The sequence below is a fragment of the Cupriavidus necator N-1 genome (assembly GCF_000219215.1).
GTDB classification, from domain to species: Bacteria; Pseudomonadota; Gammaproteobacteria; order Burkholderiales; family Burkholderiaceae; genus Cupriavidus; species Cupriavidus necator.
Genome location: NC_015726.1, coordinates 901,224 through 919,211 on the forward strand (window position 1 = coordinate 901,224; position 17,988 = coordinate 919,211).

Genomic DNA, 17,988 nt, shown 5'->3' on the forward strand with positions numbered 1-17,988 from the left:
GGGCCTGGCGTCAGCCTGCCGCCGCGCGCCGGCCGCGGGCCGTCTTGCGCGGCGCGGCCGGCGGCGCCACATCCGCATCCGGCACAGCGCCGGGCACGGCCACGGCGCGCAGCACCGTCTGCTGGATCACATCGCGCCAGTGCGCCAGCGCCGGCGGGCTCATCATGGGTTCGCCCAGGAAGGCGCTGAGCGTATGATGGTTGGAGTTGTAGAAGTAGCCAAGCGAAGCGATCACCATATAGACATCGCGTGCGGCCGCGTCCGGCCGGAACAGCCCCGCGGCCTTGCCGCGCGCGAGGATGCCGTCGAGCACCGACAGCGCGTAGCTGGAGATCTCGCGCAGCCGCACCGACTTCTTCGCGTGCTTGCCCTGGCTCATGTTCTCGCTGGTCAGGATGGCGACGAACTCCGGATGATCCAGGTAGTACTGCCAGATGAAATCGATCAGTTGCGACAGCGCACGCACGGGGTCGGCGGCGTCGAGCTCATGTTCCAGCTGCTGCTCGGCTTCATTGAGCTGCAGGTAGATGGTCTCGAGCACTTCGACAAACAGCTTTTCCTTGCTGCCGAAGTAGTAATAGATCATCCGGTCGTAGGTCTTGGCCAGCGACGAGATGCGTTCGATGCGGCCCCCGTCGTAGCCGCGCTGGGCGAAGACCTTGATCGCAGCATTCAGGATGCGGTCGCGGCTGTCCTGCGCTTGCCTGGCCCGCGTGCCGGCTGGCGCCCGCTTTGCGGTTGGCTTGGGCGCGGTCGTGATCGTCATGGTCGATGCTTGGGCTATTCCACTGTTGGCTTGCAGTATAACGGGCGCCCCGGGGCGCAGCCGGTGAAGGAGATGGCAGAACGATGACGGCAACCAATCTGCAAGCCGCGGCACAGGCCGACGCCGACACGCCGCGCACGCTGCGGCTGGCGCTGCTGCAGGCCACCGGCGTGCTGCTGGTGACGCGCGCCCCGCAGGCGGCGGCACGGCCCGCGCCCGGCCAGCCCGGCGCGGCGTCGGACTACGTGCCGGCACTGCCGGACATCTTCATTGCCTTGCGCGACAGCGGCGAGGTGCTGGCCTTCAACGGCCACGTCGACCTGGGCACCGGCATCCGCACGGCACTGGCGCAGATCGTGGCGGAAGAACTCGACGTGCCGCTCGAACGCGTACGCATGGTGCTTGGCCATACCGAAGCCACTCCCAACCAGGGCCCCACCATTGCCAGCGCATCGATCCAGATCTCGGCGCTGCCGTTGCGCCGCGCCGCCGCCCAGGCGCGTGCGTGGCTGCAGGCGCGTGCCGCGCAGCACCTCGGCGTGGAAGCCGGCGGGCTGGAGGCAGAGGACGGCGTCTTCCGGGTTCCCGGCACGCAGGCCAGCGTCGGCTATGGCGCGCTGCTTGCCGGCGAGCACCTGGAACTGCCGCTGGCCGACGACATACCGACCAAGCCGGTCGAGTCCTACCGCATCGTCGGCCGTGCCGCGGGCCGCGTCGATATTCCCGGCAAGGTGCGCGGCGCACTGACCTTTGTCCACGACGTGCGCGTGCCCGGCATGCTGCATGGCCGCGTGGTGCGACCGCCGTATGCGGGGCGCGACAGCGGCCACTTTGTCGGCAACAGCCTGCTGGAAGTCGATCGCGACTCCGTGCGCGACGTGCCGGGCGTGGTCGATGTGGTGGTGCAGGGCGACTTTGTCGGCGTGGTGGCCGAGCGCGAGGAATACGCGGTGCAGGCCGCGCGCCGGCTGCGCGTGCGCTGGAAACCCATCCCGCCACTGCCGGCGCTGGACGATCCGGAGCCCGCGCTGCGCGCCAACCCGGCCACGCGGCGCGAGTTGCTGGCCGACGGCGAACTGCCGGCAAACGGCGCCGGCATGGCATTGCAGCGGCGCTTCGTCTGGCCGTACCAGATGCATGGCTCGATCGGCCCGTCATGCGCCGTGGCCGACTGGCATGACGATGGCCTGACAGTCTGGTCCGGCACGCAGAACCCGCATGTGCTGCGCATCGATCTGGCAAAGTTGTGCGGGCTCGGCGAGGACCGCATCGAGATCGTGCGCATGGAGGCTGCCGGCTGCTACGGGCGCAACTGCGCCGACGATGTAGGCGCCGACGCGGCACTGCTGTCGCGCGCGGTCGGGCGGCCCGTGCGCGTGCAGCTCTCGCGCGAGCAGGAACACCTGTGGGAGCCCAAGGGCGCGGCCCAGCTGATGGACGTCAGCGCCACGCTGGGGCCGGACGGCGCGCTGCTTGGCTATGACTTCACCAGCCGCTATCCGTCCAACGATGCGCCCACGCTGGCGCTGGTGCTGACCGGTGCCGTGCCCAACGCGCCGCGCACGCTGGAGATGGGCGATCGCACCGCCGTGCCACCGTACGCGTATGGCGCGCGCCGCATCGGTTGCGACGACACGCCCGCGATCGTGCGCGCGTCCTGGCTGCGTGGCGTGTCGGCGCTGCCCAATGCGTTTGCGCATGAGTGCGTGATCGATGAGCTGGCAGCAGAGGCGGGTGCCGATCCCGTGGATTTCCGGCTGCGGCACCTGCCGGATGAACGTGCCGCGGCTTTGCTGCGCGCCGTGGCCGAAGCGGCTGGCTGGCAGCGGGGCGTGGCCGGATCGCGGGGTATCGCGGATGCCGAAGGCTGGCTGCGCGGCCGGGGCGTGGCCTATGCCCGCTATATCCACAGCCGTTTCCCGGGGTTCGGCGCAGCGTGGTCTGCCTGGGTGGTGGACCTGGCGGTGGATGCCGGCAGCGGCCGCATCACCATCGAAAAGGTGGTGGTCGGGCAGGACACGGGCATGATGGTCAACCCCGACGGCGTGCGCCATCAGATCCACGGCAACGTGGTGCAGACGCTCAGCCGGGTGCTGAAGGAGCAGGTGCGCTTCGATGCGGAGGGTGTCGCCAGCCGCGAATGGGGCAGCTATCCGCTGCTGACCTTCCCGGAAGTCCCGCCGATTGAAGTGGTGCTGATGCCGCGGCAGTCGGAGCCGCCGCTGGGCGCCGGCGAATCGGCCTCGCTGCCGGGTGCGCCGGCGATCGCCAATGCCTTGTTCGATGCGCTGGGGGTGCGGCTGCGCCGGCCGCCTTTCGTGCCGGAGACGGTGCTGGCAGGGTTGCAGGCCCGCTGAGGCCCCCAAACTCAAAGCGGCGCCTGCTCAGGCGCCGCCATTCCCCTCGTCAATCTCACTCATCTTGCGCAGCAGATAGGTCACCGCCACGCGCTCGGCCGGGTTCAGGCCGCCGAAGGTCTGCTCCGAGATCTCCTTCGCAAACGGCACGGTCTCATCGATCAGTGCCAGCCCGGCGGGCGTGACCGTTACCACCACCTTGCGCCGGTCATTGGGATCGTGCGACACCGCAATCAGCTCGCGCGACTTCAGCCGGTCGATGATGCCCCGCACCGTGGCCTGGTCGATGGCGGTGGCGCGCACCACCTCGTTCATCGAACACGGCTGGCGGTCCCTGACCGCGCACAGCACCACGAACTGCGCCGCGGTCAGCTGCGAATCCGGGATGGTCTGCTGGAAGATCGCCACATGGCGCTGGTAGGCGCGCCGCAGCAGGTGGCCCACCTGCTCGGTGAAATCGTAGTCGGCGGCGGTCTTGCCGGAAGGCGTGTCGGAGGGCTGGGGCACGAACCTGGTGCAGTGGGTAAGGTGACTCAGAGTATACCGAGGAAGGGGCCGGGAAGGTGGCCGGGGCCGCCGCGGCGATGGCCGATGCCATTGCGTCTTTTCGAATACAATCGTCGGGTCGTTTCGCGGGGCCGACGTGCCCGCCCGCTTTCCCCCTGTATTCCCCGTGCCAGCCTCCCAGAAGTCTCTCGCCGCACCTGCCGCGCTGCCGTCGCCGCAGCGCTCGGGGCTTGTCATCGCCGCCGTCGGAGCGGTGCTGTTCTCCGCCAAGGCGATCGTCGCCAAGCTGATGTACCGCTACAACGTCGATGCGGTGATGGTGATCACGCTGCGCATGCTGTTCGCGGTGCCGCTGTTCATGGCGATCGGCTGGTGGCAGTCGCGCCGGCTGGCGCCGCTGTCGTGGGCGGATCGGGGCCGCGTGGTGTTTCTCGGATTTATCGGCTACTACCTGTCGAGCTTCCTCGATTTCATCGGGCTGCAATACATCACCGCCGGGCTGGAGCGGCTGATCCTGTTCCTGACGCCGTCGTTCGTGCTGCTGGCCACCGCGCTGGTCTTCCGCCGGCCGATCGCCATGCGCCAGTGGCTGTCGCTGCTGCTGGCCTACGCCGGCATCGTGCTGGTATTCGCGCATGACCTGGACGTCAGCGGCAGCCAGGTGTGGCTGGGCGGCGCGCTGGTGCTGGGCAGCGCCTTGACATATGGTATCTACCTGATCCTGAGCGGCGAGCTGGTGCGGCGCATCGGCTCGCTGCGGCTGGTGGCGTATGCGATGTGCGTCTCGACCGCCTGCTGCGTGATCCAGTACCTGGTGCTGGGCCGGCCGGTGTCGGAACTGGCGCAGCCGGCGCCGGTGATGTGGCTGTCACTCGTCAATGCGGTGTTCTGTACCGTGCTGCCGGTGTCGCTGACCATGGTGGCGGTGTCGCGCATCGGCGCGCCGATGGCGTCGCAGGCGGGCATGATCGGCCCGGTGTCGACGCTGTTACTGGCCTTCTGGCTGCTGGGCGAACCCGTCAGCGGCGTGCAGCTCGCCGGCAGCGCGCTGGTGATGGGCGGCATGTATTTGCTGTCGGCAAGAAAAACGTGATTCCAGGCCGGCCGCGGAGCTGGCCCGTCAAAGACAACAGACAAAGGAGAAAGACATGGATCTGGGACTGCGCGGCAAGCATGCGCTGGTATGCGGCGCCAGCAAGGGCCTGGGCTTTGCCTGCGCCGATGCGCTGGCGGCCGAGGGTGTTGACGTGGTGATCGTGGCGCGCGGCGCCGAGGCGCTGGAGAAGGCCGCTGCCGGCTTGCGCGCGCGCCATGGCCGCCGCGTGATCGCGGTGGCGACCGACATCACCACGCCCGAAGGCCGCAAGGCGGCGCTGGACGCCGTGGCCAAGCTGGGCGACCTCGACATCCTGGTTAACAACGCCGGCGGTCCGCCGCCGGGCAACTTCCGTGACTGGGAGCGCAGCGACTGGCTGGCCGCACTGGACGCCAACATGCTGACCCCGATCGAGCTGATCAAGGCCACCGTCGACGGCATGATCGCGCGCAAGTGGGGCCGCATCATCAATATCACCAGCGGCGCGGTCAAGGCGCCGATCGATGTGCTGGGCCTGTCCAATGGCGCGCGCTCGGGCCTGACCGGCTTTGTCGCGGGCGTGGCGCGCGAAGTGGCGCAGCATGGCGTGACCATCAACAACCTGCTGCCGGGTCCGTTCAACACCGACCGCCTGCTCAAGACCATGGAAGGCGGGGCCAAGAAGGCTGGCCTGAGCGTCGATGAGGTGGCGCAACGCCGCGCCGCGGCGAACCCGTCGCGCCGCTTCGGCGAGCCGGCCGAGTTCGGTGCCACCTGCGCCTTCCTGTGCAGCCGCCATGCCGGCTACATCACCGGGCAGAACATCCTGCTCGATGGCGGCGCCTACCCGGGCACCTTCTGATTCCGTTGCTTTCTCCTGTTTCCTGACGTTCACCGACCCCGCAACAAGGAACCCCTGATGACTCGCCCCCGCATCGCGCTGATCGCCCACGACCACAAGAAGGACGATATCGTCGCCTTCGCCACGCGCCACCGCGCCTTCCTTTCGCAGTGCGAGCTGCTGGCCACCGGCACCACCGGCGGGCGCCTGATCGACGAGGTCGGGCTGGAGGTGACGCGCATGCTGTCGGGCCCGTGGGGCGGCGACCTGCAGATCGGCGCGCAACTGGCAGAAGGCCTGGTGCGCGCCGTGGTGTTCCTGCGCGACCCGATGACGCCGCAGCCGCATGAACCCGATATCAACGCGCTGGTGCGCGCCTGCGACGTGCACAACGTGCCGTGCGCGACCAACGTGGCCACTGCCGAGCTGTTGATCGCCGGGCTGACGCGCGAGGCTGAAGCCGGCAACTGAATTCCCATCGATGCATCACCATAACGAGGAGCGACACAGATGAGCAAAGCCATCCGGATCGAGCAGACCGGCGGTCCCGAAGTCATGCAGTGGGTCGATGTCGAAGTGGGCGATCCCGGCCCCGGCGAAGTGCGCGTGCGCCATGAGGCGGTGGGCCTGAACTACATCGATGTCTATTTCCGCACCGGGCTGTACAAGCAGCCGCTGCCGGGCGGGCTGGGCATGGAAGGCGCCGGCGTGGTCGAAGCGGTGGGCGAGGGCGTGCGCCACGTCGCCGTGGGCGACCGCGTGGCCTACGCCGGCCGTCCCACCGGCGCCTACGCGCAGGTGCGCGTGATGCCGGCCGATATCGTGGTGCGGCTGCCCGATGCGATCCCGTTCGACACCGCCGCGGCGATGATGCTGCAGGGCCTGACCGCGCAGTACCTGATCCGCGACAGCTACAAGGTGCAGCCGGGCGACACGGTGCTGCTGCATGCGGCCGCCGGCGGCGTTGGCCTGATTGCCAGCCAGTGGCTCAAGGCGCTCGGCGTGACCGTGATCGGCACCGTGGGCAGCGACGAGAAGGCCGAACTTGCGCGCGCCAATGGCTGCGCCCATACCATCGTCTACACGCGCGAATCCTTCGTGGACCGCGTCAAGGAAATCACCAACGGCAAGGGTGTGGCGGCGGTCTATGACTCGATCGGCAAGGACACTTTCGAGGGCTCGCTCGACTGCCTGGCGCCGCGCGGCACCATGGTCAGCTTCGGCAATGCCTCGGGCCCGGTGCCGCCGTTCGATCTGTCGGTGCTGAGCAGCAAGGGGTCGCTGCGGCTGACGCGCCCGACGCTGATGACCTACGTGGTGAATCGCGAGCTGCTGGAGCCGATGGTGGCCGACCTGTTCGACGCCGTGGCCACCGGCAAGGTGAAGATCGACATCCGCCAGCGTTACGCGCTGTCCGAGGTGGCGCAGGCGCACCGCGACCTGGAATCGCGCAAGACCACCGGCTCGACCATCCTGCTGCCGAACTGAGCACCAGCCAGGCAAGCAAAAGCCCCGGGGCGGCAGGTGCCGCGCCGGGGCTTTGTCATTCAGCGATGCGGTCAGTGCGGCCGGACCGTGGTGGCGGTGGCGCGCGTCTGCGCCTGGCGCAGGATATGCGGCGGCAGGCGCTTCAGGATCAGGTGCACCGCCAGCGGAATCAGCACCACGTCATCGACGATGCCCAGGCCCGCGACCACATCGGGGATCAGGTCGATCGGCGAGATTGCGTAGAGCAGCAGCCCGATGGCGGCGGGCTTGAGCCAGGCCGGCGCGTCCGGATGGCGCAGCGCGTACCAGAACAGGCGGCCGTCGCTACGAACCAGCGTCCACAGGGCCGAAAATCGCTTCCACATGAGAGGCCTCCTTCACATTGCGGGCGCCGGTCACTGGCGCATGCACAGATAGCTTGGGCCGTTATCGGCGGCTTCAAGTTCCGGAGGTGCAGGGAGATGCCTTGGGTATAGCCAAGGCTGGCGGTTTGCGCCCCTCTCCCGCTTGCGGGAGAGGGGCGGGGGAGAGGGCAGGAGCGTCAAAGGCTGAGGGCGGTGGGTGAAAACCGTTGGCCCCGCTTGGTGTGGCTCCTAGCTAAACCACCGCTCTCCCCGACCCTCTCTCCCGCTGATGGGAGAGGGAGAACACCTTGCTTAGGCAAGCTCGGACGGCTCAGGAGCACCGGCGATCAGCCCGGGATCTTGCCTTCCACGCCTTCGACATAGAACTTCACGCCGTGCAGGAAGCCATCGTCGGCCACCTGGTCCTTGGCCAGCTGTTCCTTGCCAGTGTTGTCCTTGATCGGACCCTTCCAGATCGGCGCGCTGCCGTCGGCGATGCCCTTCTTGCGCTCTTCGACCAGCGCCTTGACGTCAGCCGGCACGTCCGCGTTGAAGCCCTTCAGGTCGATCATGCCTTCCTTCAGGCCCCACCACGTGGTGCCGTTCTTCCACTGCTTGTTCAGCACGTCTTCCACCACCTTGTTGTAGTAGACGCCCCACGAGATCACCGACGCGGCCAGGTGGGCCTTGTCGCCGAACTTGCTCATGTCGCTGTCCCAGCCAAAGGCGTGCACGCCCTTTTCCTGCGCGGTCTGCACCACGGCGGCGGAGTCGGTGTTCTGCATCAGCATGTCGACGCCCTGGCCGATCAGCGTGGTGGCGGCTTCGCGCTCCTTGCCCGGATCGAACCACTTGTTGACCCACACCACCTTGACCGTGGCCTTGGGGTTGACGCTGCGCGCGCCCAGTGTGAACGAGTCGATATTGCGGATCACCTCGGGGATGGGCACCGATGCCACCACGCCCATCTTGCCGGTCTTGCTCATCTTGCCGGCGACCACGCCCGCCAGGTAGGCGCCCTCATAGGTGCGCACGTCGTACTGCGCCAGGTTCTCGGCGGTCTTGAAGCCGGTGGCGTGCTCGAACTTCACGTCTGGGAATTCCTTGGCGACCTTGAGCATCGACTCCATGTAGCCGAAGGTGGTGCCGAAGATCAGCTTGTTACCCTGGCTGGCCAGGTCGCGGAACACGCGCTCGGCGTCGGCGGCGGATTCGGGCACGTTCTCGACGAAGGTGGTCTTGACCTTGTCGCCGAACTTCTCTTCCACGGCCTTGCGGCCGGTGTCATGCGCGAAGGTCCAGCCGGCATCGCCGACCGGCCCGATATAGACGAAGGCGACCTTGAGCGGCTCGGCCTTCTGCCCGGCCGCGGGCGCGGAGGCCGCGCCTGCCGTCTCGGCAGGCTTGTCGGCCTCTTTCTTGCCGCAGCCCGCGAGGGCCAGCACGGCGGTGGCGGCCAGGGCCGCCAGGGTCTTCCTGCGCGTGACGATCATGATTTCTCCTTGTGATGAATTGTTGGTAGCTCAGGGATTTCCGTCAAAAAAAATGAGGCTCAGGCATTGCCGGGCCGGAAGGGCTTGCCCAGCGAGGCCGGCATGTTCAGCCGGATCCAGGCCGGATTGCGCGAGATCAGCGCCAGCACCACGATGGTGGCGGCGTACGGCAGCATCGACAGGAACTGCGATGGCACCGATACGCCGATCCCTTGCAGGTAGAACTGCAGGATGGTCACGCCGCCGAACAGCCACGCCCCCACCAGCACCCGGCCCGGACGCCAGGTGGCAAAGGTGGTCAGCGCCAGCGCGATCCAGCCGCGGCCGGCGACCAGGTTCTCGACCCACATCGGCGTGTACACCAGCGACAGGTAGGCGCCGGCCAGCCCGCAGCAGGCGCCGCCGAACAGCAGTGCGCCAAAGCGGATGGTGCGCACCGGGTAGCCCAGCGCGTGCGCCGATTCCGGCGCTTCGCCGATCGCGCGCAGCGTCAGCCCCGCGCGCGTGCGGAACAGGAACCACATGATGGCGAAGCACAGCAGCAGGCTGAAATACACCATCCAGTGATGCTGGAACAAGGCCGGCCCGAAGAAGGGCAGGTCGGCCAGGCCGGGCACGGCCTTGGCCTGCGCCGGCATGGCGTGGCCGACAAAGCGCTGGCCCATGAAGGCCGACAGGCCGGTGCCGAAGATCGACAGCGCCAGGCCGGTGGCGACCTGGTTGGTGGCCAGCACCAGCGCCAGCCACGAGAACAGCGTGGCCATCAGCATGCCGGCGAGCGCGCCGGCGGCAAAGCCGAGCAGCGGCGACTGGGTCTGGTAGCCGACCATGAAGCCGGCCACCGCGGCCACCAGCATCATGCCTTCGGCGCCCAGGTTGAGCACGCCCGAGCGTTCGTTGATCAGCAGGCCCAGCGCGGCCAGCAGCAGCGGCGTGCCGGCGTTGATGGCGGTGGCGATGAGGGGAGCGAGTTGTTCCATATTGTTCGGTAGCTCCGCTCAGGCCGTGGTGGCGCGCCAGCGCAGGCGGTTTTCGATCAGCGTGTCGCAGGCCAGCAGGAAGAACAGCAGCATGCCCTGGAACACCCAGCCTATGGCCGACGGCAGGCCCAGGCGCGATTGCGCCATCTCGCCGCCGATATAGAACAGCGACATCATGATGCCGCCGAACACGGTGCCGACCGGATGCAGCCGGCCGATGAAGGCAACGATGATGGCGGTGAAGCCGTAGCCCGGCGAGATCGACGGCAGCAGCTGGCCGATCGGGCCGGTTACTTCGAACGCGCCCGCCAGGCCTGCGGTGGCGCCCGAGATCAGCAGCGCGCTCCACAGCGCGCTGCGCGCCGAGAAGCCCGCGTAGCGCGCCGCCGCCGGCGCGGTGCCGCCCACCTGCAGGCGGTAGCCCGCAAAGCTGCGGAACACGAACACGGTCATCACCGCCACCAGCACCAGCATCACCACAAAGCCGACATGCAGGCGCGAGCCCGACATCAGGTTGGGCAGCAGGTACGCGGACGAGAACACCTTAGACTGCGGGAAGTTCATGCCGTTGGGATCCTTCAGCGGCCCATTGACCACCCACAGCAGCAGTTGCTGCGCGATATAGGTGAGCATCAGCGAGACCAGGATCTCGTTGGCGTTGAACCTGTCCTTGAGCACCGCCGTGAGCGAGGCCCACAGCATGCCGCCGATCATGCCGGCCAGTGAGGCCAGCACCAGCACCACGGTGCCGTTCATGGCCTGGCCCGGCACATCGAAGTAAAGCACGGTGGCGCCGGCGCAGATGCCGCCGGCAATCAGCTGCCCGTCGGCGCCGATATTCCACACGTTGGCGCGGTAGCACACCGACAGGCCGAGCGCGCACAGCACCAGCGGCACGGTCTTGAGCAGCACCTCGCCGATGGCGCGCTGGTCGCGCAGCGGATCGGCCAGGAAGACCTTGAGCGCGGCCACGGGGTCCTTGCCGAGCACCAGGAACAGCAGCGCGCCGAACAGGAGCGTCAGCGCCAGTGCGATCACCGGCGAGGCATAGGCCATGGTGCGCGAGGGCAGGCCACGCGGCGTCAGCGAGAGGGGGGAGCGGGGCAGCAGTTGTCGCACATCAGTCATGGCTTGCCACCTCCGCGCCGGATTGCGCCTGGGCGGGTCCGCCTTGCCACAGTCCGCTCATCCACAGGCCGACCTGCTCGCGCGTGGCGGTCTCGGTCGGCACCGAGGGCGACAAGCGGCCCTTGGCGATCACGTGCAGCCGGTCGCAGATCGCGAACAGCTCATCGAGCTCCTCCGACACCACCAGGATGGCGCAGCCGGTGGCCTTCAGCGCCAGGATCTCGTTGTGGATCTGCGCCGCTGCGCCCACGTCCACGCCCCAGGTCGGTTGGGCCACGATCAGTACCTTCGGGCCGCTTTCGATCTCGCGGCCGACAATGAATTTCTGCAGGTTGCCGCCGGAGAGGCTGCGCGCCAGCGCCTCGGGGCCGCTGGCCTTGACGCGGAATCGGCTGATCACCGCCGCGGCCAGCCCGGTGGCGGCCTTGGGCGAGATCATGCCCCGCCGCACGTAGGGCCGCGTCTGGTGCGACAACAGGATATTGGTGGCCAAGCTCATGCCCGGCACGGCGCCGCGGCCCAGGCGTTCTTCCGGCACGAAGGCCAGGCCGGCGCGGCGGCGCTGGCGTGCATCGCGCTTGCCCACCAGCCTGCCGCCGAGCTGCACCGATACGTTGGCCGCGCGCGTGTCTTCGCCCGACAGCGCTGCCAGCAGTTCCTGCTGGCCGTTACCGGAGACCCCCGCAATGCCGACGATTTCGCCCGCATGCACGTCCAGCGAAATCCGGTTCAGCTCGGTGGCGAAGGCATGCGCACGCGGCAGCGACAGCTCCTGCACGCTCAGCTGCACCGGGCCGCGAAAGGCAGCCACGCGCGTCTCGCGCGGGGGCTCGCCGCCGATCATCAGGCGCGACAGCGAGGCCGCGGTTTCCTGGCGCGGATCGCACACGCCGGTGACCTTGCCCATGCGCATCACGGTGGCCTGATGGCACAGCGCGCGGATCTCGTCGAGCTTGTGGCTGATATAGAGGATGCTGGTGCCCTCGGCGGCCAGCTGGCGCAGCGTGACGAAGAGTGTATCCACCGCTTGCGGCGTCAGCACCGAGGTGGGTTCGTCCAGGATCAGCAGCTGCGGATTGGCCAGCAGCGCGCGCACGATCTCCACGCGCTGGCGCTCGCCGACCGACAGCGTATGCACATGGCGGTTCGGCTCCAGCGGCAGGCCATAGCGCTCGGCGGTGGTGCGGATGCGCTCGGCCAGCTGCTTCATGTTGCCTTGCTGCCCGGCGGGCAGGCCGAGCGCGATGTTCTCGGTCACGGTCAGCGTGTCGAACAGCGAGAAATGCTGGAACACCATGGCGATGCCCAGGTTGCGGGCGTCGTGCGGGCTGTTGATCGTGACCTGCGCGCCGTTGAAGTGCATCTCGCCGGCATCCGGACGGACCGCGCCAAAGATAATCTTCATCAGGGTGGACTTGCCTGCGCCGTTTTCACCCAGCACGGCATGGATCTCGCCGGGAGCGACGCTTAGGCTGACGTCGTCGTTGGCGACGACGCCCGGGTAGCGCTTGCTGATATGGGCCAGCGCCAGCCTGGGAGGGAGTTGTGATGTCACTGAGGCGGCTCGGGTTGTTGTGGTGGCAGCAACGTGGGATGAGTCAACGGCGCGGCAGTGCGTGGCGCAGCATCGCCGCGACGCATTGCAGCATTCATCATGGTCTGGTGATGCCCGATATTGGTGATGGATTATATAAGTGAGCGGGGACCGGGCGGGCCGATTCCGGCGTCAATCCAGTCCCTGCAACGGTTTGGGGGCGGTTGCAAGTCGCGTGCCGGCTACAGCCGAAAAAACCGCCGGCTCCTTGCGGAGCCAGCGGCTGGGCTGGCGCGGCAGCGGCGGGCGGCCAGGGCGGCCGCTCGCTGGCAGGGCTCAGGCGTCGATGGCGGCGGCGCTGGTGGCGAAGCGCCCGTCGCGGAAGTCCGCCAGGGTCTGGTAGATCTGCTCCTGCGTGTTCATCACGAACGGCCCGTACTGCGCGATCGGCTCGTTCAGCGGCTGGCCCGCGATCAGCAGGAAGCGCGCGTCGGCCTCGGCCCTGACGATGACGCCGTCAGACTGGCCGGCGTTGTCCAGCACGCCCATGCGCTGGGCCTCGATCACGGCGCGGTCGTCGCCGTTGCCGATCGAGACCTCGCCCCGGTACACGTAGACGAACGCGTTGTGCCCGACCGGCAGCGCCTGCGCAAAGGTCTGGCCGGCCGGCAGGTGCACGTCCAGGTAGACCGGCTCGGTCACCGGGCGCGTGATCGCGCCGGCCACGCCGTGCGTGGCGCCCGCCAGCACGCGCACCGTGCCGCCGTTGTCCAATGCCACCGTCGGGATCTCGGCGGCGGGCAGGTCGCGGTACCACGGCGCGGTCATCTTGTCCGCGGCCGGCAGGTTCAGCCACAGCTGGAAGCCCTCCATGCGGCCGTCTTCCTGCTCGGGCATTTCCGAGTGGACCACGCCGGCGCCCGCCACCATCCACTGCGCGCCGCCGTTCTGCAGCAGGCCCTCGTTGCCGGCGCTGTCGCGATGGCGCATGCGCCCGGCCAGCATGTAGGTGATGGTCTCGAAGCCGCGGTGCGGGTGATCGGGGAAGCCGCCGATGTAGTCGTCCTTGCTGTCGGTACCGAAGGCATCGAGCATCAGGAACGGGTCCAGCCGGCGCTGCAGGTTCTGCGTCAGCACGCGGGTCAGCTTGACGCCGGCGCCGTCCGAGGTGGCGATGCCCCGCACGACGCGATCCACGGCGCGCGAACGTTGCACGGTTTCGGCAGCGGCGGCGGGAACGGTGGCGAGGGTGGTGGTAAGGGTGTCCATGTCTTTCTCCTGTGGGCGGGTCCCGCGCGGCAATGGCCAGGCCGGGTTCCCGTCGTTTCAGCTACCTCGTCAATTTAGTGGTTTGGCGCGGAAAGAGTAGAGGGTCGCCGGGCAACAGATTGTTCTGCTGGCGTACCAATTACCTGCGTCGGTCTCCGCGAATTCAGAACGATCCGAGTGATCGCGATGTGCTGACTAATGCACGGCCGAAACTGCCGTCCCAGTGCTGCCAATTCGCGCCAGATCGGCGCAGGAAGGCCGGAAGAATGCGGGAAGATGACAGGATCGATGAAGATCGCTATAATAGCGCTCTCTTTGTCATCCGTTGAAGCGAGATGCGGGGGTGGAAAAACCTCGCTAGCCCTTGCCAGTCAACGGCCGATGTACCGGCGGCGCGTCGGAAAACTTCAATACTTGCGCTGCCACTGGCCAACCGATCGCAACATGCTTGCGTCGCCGGTTGCGCCGCTTCAGGGACTGCCATCCAACCCGGCATCCCGTCAATCGGACTTCCCGCCCACGGCGGAGGAATCCACAGACCGTCCGCCGGCAATCGTGCCGGTCATGGCGGCAATGCAATCTGAACCGGGACTGGTGGCGCCCCATCTCCGCACGCACCAGCCCATATTGTTTTCCATCGCCGGGAAGTGGCGTGCTGCGCGCTTTCCGGTTTCGGAAAAGGGGAGAGTATGTCAAAGGAATCGGCACGGGTCTTCGCCTGGGCAGGACTGACGCTTGCCGCGCTGGCCGCACTGGTGGCATGGATCGGCGTCGATGTGATCCGCCAGTACCAGGAGCGCCTGCTCTACGACGTGGCCGACCACTTGCGCCTGGTGGTGCTGTCCATGACGCTGGCGCTGGCCACCGGCATCCCGGCCGGCATCGCGCTGAGCCGCCCGTGCATGCGCCGCTGGGCCGACCGCCTGATGCAGGTCTTCAACGTGGGCAATACCGTGCCGTCGCTGGCGGTGCTGGCTCTGGCCCTGGCCGTGCTCGGCATCGGCGAGCGGCCCGCCATCCTGGCGCTGTGGCTGGCCTCGCTGCTGCCGATCGTGCGCAATACCTACGAAGGCCTGCGCAATGTCTCGCCCACGCTGCTGGAAGCGGCGCGTGGCATCGGCATGACCCCGGTGCAGCGCCTGGTGCGCGTGGAACTGCCCAACGCATTGCCGGTGATGCTGGCCGGCATCCGCATCGCCCTGGTCATCAACGTGGGCACGGTGCCGCTGTCGTTCCTGATCGGCGCCAACAGCCTGGGCGAGCTGATCTTCCCGGGCATCTATCTGAACAACCAGCCGCTGCTGCTGCTTGGCGCGGCCGCCACGGCGCTGCTGGCGCTGGCCCTGGACGCGCTCTTTGCCGCCGCCGGCCAGCTGTACCTGCGCCGCCGCGGCCTGGCGCGCTGAACATGGGGACCGAAATGGAAAACCAGATGCAATTCATTCGCCGCCGTGCCCGGCGTGTCGCCCTGGTGGTGGCTGCCGTCACCGCCTTTGCGGCGGGCCTGGCGCTGGCCACTGCGCCTGAAGCGCATGCCGAGGCCACGCCGATCCGCGTGGGCGGCAAGAACTTCACAGAGCAGCTGCTGCTGTCGTCGATGACGTCGAAGTACCTGCGCGCCAAGGGCCTCACCACCGAACTGACCGCCGGCCTGGGCAGCACGCTGATGCGCCAGGCAATGGAGAGCAACCAGCTCGACGTGGTGTGGGACTACACCGGCACCGCGCTGATCGTGTTCAACAAGGTCCAGGAAAAACTGGGCGCCAGGGAAAGCTACGAGCGCGTCAAGCAGATGGATAGTGCGCGCGGGCTGGTGTGGCTCGATGCCTCGAACATCAACAACACCTATGCGCTGGCGATGCCGAAGGAACGCGCGGCCAGCGGCGTGACCACGCTGTCGGGCTTTGCCGAGCAGATGCGCCGCGCCGGTCCCGACGCCAGCCACCCGTTCGCGGTCGACATGGAATTCGCTGCGCGCCCGGACGGCCTGGAGCCGCTCAAGGCGCTGTACAAGCTGCCGTTCTCGCGCCGCGACGTGATCCAGCTCGACCCGGGCCTGGTCTACACCGCACTGAAGAACAACCAGGTGGAACTGGGCCTGGTCTATGCCACTGACGGCCGCGTCAAGGGTTTCGACCTGGTGCTGCTGGAAGACGACCTGCACTTCTTCCCGCCTTACAACGCCGTGCCGGTGGTGCGCAAGCCGGTGCTTGACCAGCACCCGGAGCTCGCGGGCCTGCTCAACGCGCTGGCGGCCAAGCTCGACAACGAGAGCATGACCGACATGAACTACAAGGTGGACATCGGCCAGCAGCCGGTGGACAAGGTCGCGGAGGATTTCCTGCGCCGCCACGGACTGATCTGAGGAGGGCTGCATGGACTTGATCTCGTACCTGCAACACAGCTGGCCCACGCTGCTGAAAATGACCGGCGAGCACCTGGCGCTGGTGGGTTCGGCAGTGGGGCTGGCCATCCTGATCGGCGTACCGCTGGGCATTGTGATCACGCGCTTCCGCGCGCTCGCCACGCCGCTGCTGGCGCTGGCGACGATCGTGCTGACGCTGCCGTCGATCGCGCTGTTCGGGCTGATGATCCCGATCTTCGCGCGCTTCGGCCATGCGCTGGGCTACGTGCCCGCGGTGACGGCGGTGTTCCTGTACTCGCTGCTGCCGATCATGCGCAACACCTACACCGCGCTGGCCAATGTCGACCCCGGCATCCAGGAAGCGGGGCGCGGCATCGGCATGACCACCTGGCAGCGCATGCGGCTGGTGGACCTGCCGCTGGCGGTGCCGGTGATCCTTGGCGGCGTGCGTACCGCCGTGGTGATGAATGTCGGGGTTGCCACAATTGCCGCCATCATCGGCGCGGGTGGCCTTGGAGTGCTGATCCTGCAGGCGATCAGCCAGAGCAACATGAGCAAGCTGGCCGTGGGCGCGGTCCTGGTCAGCCTGCTCGCCATCGTGGCGGACGCCTTCCTGCAGTGGCTGCAGCGCGCGCTAACGCCGAAAGGAATCCGGCTATGATCGAACTCGACCAACTCACCAAGTCCTTCCCGCAGAAAGACGGCACCGAAACGCGCGCCGTCGACGCCGTGTCGCTGACGGTGCCGCGCGGCGAGATCTGCGTCTTCCTCGGCCCCTCGGGCTGCGGCAAGACCACCACGCTGAAGATGATCAACCGGCTGATCGAGCCGACCTCGGGCACGGTGCGCATCGAGGGCGAGGACACGCGCGGCCTTGACGGCGTGACCCTGCGCCGCAAGATCGGCTACGTGATCCAGCAGATCGGCCTGTTCCCCAACATGACCATCGAAGAGAACATAATGGTGGTGCCGCGCCTGCTGGGCTGGGACAAGAAGCAATGCCGCGAGCGCGCGCGCGAGCTGATGGCGATGGTGCAGCTCGACCCCAACCGGCTGCTGACGCGCTATCCGCGCGAGCTCTCCGGAGGCCAGCAGCAGCGCATCGGCGTGATCCGCGCGCTGGCGGCCGACGCGCCGCTGCTGCTGATGGACGAGCCCTTCGGTGCGGTCGACCCGATCAACCGCGAGAGCATCCAGAACGAATTCCTGCAGATGCAGCGCCAGCTCGGCAAGACCGTGATCATGGTCTCGCACGACATCGATGAGGCCATCAAGCTGGCCGACAAGGTGGCGGTGTTCCGCCGCGGCAAGCTGGTGCAGTTCGACCACCCCGACGCGCTGCTGGCACATCCGGCCGATGAGTTCGTGCAGGCCTTCGTCGGCCATGACAACACGCTCAAGCGCCTGCTGCTGGTGCGCGCCGGCGACGCCGCCACCATGCCGCCGAGCTGCCGCCCCGACATGCCGCTGGCCGAGGCGCTGGCCGTGATGGACGACGCCGACGTGCGCCACCTGCCGGTGGTGGACGACGCCCAAGTCGCGCTGGGCTACGTCACGCGCCGCGATGCGCGCTCCGGCAAGGGGCAGTGCAGTGATGTAATGCGTCCGTTCGCCGTGACCGCGGCCTTCGACGAGCACTTGCGCATCGTGCTGTCGCGCATGTACCAGCACAACACCAGCTGGCTGCCGGTGATGGGCGCTGACGGTGCCTACCTGGGCGAGGTCACGCAGGAATCGATCGCGGGGTACCTGAGTTCGGGACGTTCGCGCGGGCAGGCCGGGGCGCTGGCCGCCTCCGCTCCCGCGCCGCTGCGAGCGGCGGCCTGAGCCAGCAGCAGGGC

17 protein-coding genes are annotated in these 17,988 nt (G+C 67.9%); 9 read left to right on the forward strand and 8 right to left on the reverse strand.

What is annotated here, in order from left to right; all coding sequences use genetic code 11:
- Positions 1–10: 10 nt before the first annotated feature.
- Positions 11–766: a TetR/AcrR family transcriptional regulator gene (locus tag CNE_RS04260; RefSeq protein WP_013955913.1), complete on the reverse strand. Its 756-nt coding sequence runs from the start codon at positions 764–766 to the stop codon at positions 11–13.
- Positions 767–849: 83 nt separating this feature from the next.
- On the opposite strand from CNE_RS04260, the gene CNE_RS04265 reads away from it, so the two are divergent.
- Positions 850–3,123, forward strand: a complete 2,274-nt coding sequence (locus tag CNE_RS04265; protein WP_013955914.1) for a xanthine dehydrogenase family protein molybdopterin-binding subunit — start codon at positions 850–852, stop codon at positions 3,121–3,123.
- A 27-nt stretch (positions 3,124–3,150) separates the two neighbouring features.
- On the opposite strand, the gene CNE_RS04270 is transcribed toward CNE_RS04265, so the two are convergent.
- A complete protein-coding gene (locus CNE_RS04270; RefSeq protein ID WP_013955915.1) occupies positions 3,151–3,630 on the reverse strand; it encodes a MarR family winged helix-turn-helix transcriptional regulator in 480 nt (159 codons plus the stop codon).
- Positions 3,631–3,835: 205 nt separating this feature from the next.
- On the opposite strand from CNE_RS04270, the gene CNE_RS04275 reads away from it, so the two are divergent.
- The 4 genes from CNE_RS04275 to CNE_RS04290 are packed head-to-tail and all read left to right on the forward strand — an operon-like array spanning position 3,836 to position 7,034.
- Positions 3,836–4,723, forward strand: coding sequence for a DMT family transporter (locus CNE_RS04275; protein WP_041228318.1), 888 nt, complete (start codon positions 3,836–3,838; stop codon positions 4,721–4,723).
- 55 nt (positions 4,724–4,778) lie between these two features.
- A complete protein-coding gene (locus CNE_RS04280) occupies positions 4,779–5,567 on the forward strand; it encodes an SDR family oxidoreductase (protein WP_010809246.1) in 789 nt (262 codons plus the stop codon).
- A gap of 57 nt (positions 5,568–5,624) precedes the next feature.
- Positions 5,625–6,017 carry a methylglyoxal synthase gene (locus CNE_RS04285; protein WP_013955917.1) on the forward strand — a complete coding sequence of 131 codons (393 nt, stop codon included), beginning with the start codon at positions 5,625–5,627 and terminating at the stop codon, positions 6,015–6,017.
- Between the two features lie 39 nt (positions 6,018–6,056).
- Positions 6,057–7,034: a quinone oxidoreductase family protein gene (locus tag CNE_RS04290; RefSeq protein ID WP_013955918.1), complete on the forward strand. Its 978-nt coding sequence runs from the start codon at positions 6,057–6,059 to the stop codon at positions 7,032–7,034.
- 71 nt (positions 7,035–7,105) lie between these two features.
- Here the strand turns inward: CNE_RS04290 and CNE_RS04295 are convergent, their stop codons facing one another.
- The 6 genes from CNE_RS04295 to CNE_RS04320 form a co-directional block, all read right to left on the reverse strand.
- Positions 7,106–7,399, reverse strand: coding sequence for a YkvA family protein (locus CNE_RS04295; RefSeq protein WP_013955919.1), 294 nt, complete (start codon positions 7,397–7,399; stop codon positions 7,106–7,108).
- Positions 7,400–7,725: 326 nt separating this feature from the next.
- On the reverse strand, positions 7,726–8,871 hold the full coding sequence (locus tag CNE_RS04300; protein ID WP_013955920.1) for a BMP family ABC transporter substrate-binding protein: 1,146 nt from the start codon (positions 8,869–8,871) through the stop codon (positions 7,726–7,728).
- Between the two features lie 59 nt (positions 8,872–8,930).
- Positions 8,931–9,851, reverse strand: coding sequence for an ABC transporter permease (locus tag CNE_RS04305; protein WP_013955921.1), 921 nt, complete (start codon positions 9,849–9,851; stop codon positions 8,931–8,933).
- Between the two features lie 18 nt (positions 9,852–9,869).
- The gene (locus tag CNE_RS04310) at positions 9,870–10,979 is read right to left on the reverse strand and encodes an ABC transporter permease (protein ID WP_013955922.1); all 1,110 of its coding nucleotides are present in this window, start codon (positions 10,977–10,979) and stop codon (positions 9,870–9,872) included.
- On the reverse strand, positions 10,972–12,534 hold the full coding sequence (locus CNE_RS04315) for an ABC transporter ATP-binding protein (protein ID WP_013955923.1): 1,563 nt from the start codon (positions 12,532–12,534) through the stop codon (positions 10,972–10,974). Before CNE_RS04315 ends, CNE_RS04310 begins: the two co-directional genes overlap by 8 nt.
- A gap of 315 nt (positions 12,535–12,849) precedes the next feature.
- Positions 12,850–13,782: a pirin family protein gene (locus CNE_RS04320; protein ID WP_013955924.1), complete on the reverse strand. Its 933-nt coding sequence runs from the start codon at positions 13,780–13,782 to the stop codon at positions 12,850–12,852.
- Between the two features lie 689 nt (positions 13,783–14,471).
- Between CNE_RS04320 and CNE_RS04325 the strand changes: the two genes are divergently transcribed.
- Genes CNE_RS04325 through CNE_RS04340 form a run of 4 tightly spaced genes read left to right on the forward strand, consistent with a single transcriptional unit; the run spans position 14,472 to position 17,974 of the window.
- Positions 14,472–15,188 (forward strand): ABC transporter permease, encoded by a 717-nt coding sequence (locus tag CNE_RS04325; protein ID WP_013955925.1) that lies wholly within the window; start codon positions 14,472–14,474, stop codon positions 15,186–15,188.
- Positions 15,189–15,214: 26 nt separating this feature from the next.
- On the forward strand, positions 15,215–16,147 hold the full coding sequence (locus tag CNE_RS04330) for a glycine betaine ABC transporter substrate-binding protein (RefSeq protein WP_238553040.1): 933 nt from the start codon (positions 15,215–15,217) through the stop codon (positions 16,145–16,147).
- A 10-nt stretch (positions 16,148–16,157) separates the two neighbouring features.
- Positions 16,158–16,808, forward strand: a complete 651-nt coding sequence (locus tag CNE_RS04335; RefSeq protein WP_013955927.1) for an ABC transporter permease — start codon at positions 16,158–16,160, stop codon at positions 16,806–16,808.
- Positions 16,805–17,974, forward strand: coding sequence for an osmoprotectant ABC transporter ATP-binding protein OsmV (locus CNE_RS04340; protein WP_013955928.1), 1,170 nt, complete (start codon positions 16,805–16,807; stop codon positions 17,972–17,974). The genes CNE_RS04335 and CNE_RS04340 overlap by 4 nt, the downstream gene beginning before the upstream one ends.
- Positions 17,975–17,988: the final 14 nt, after the last annotated feature.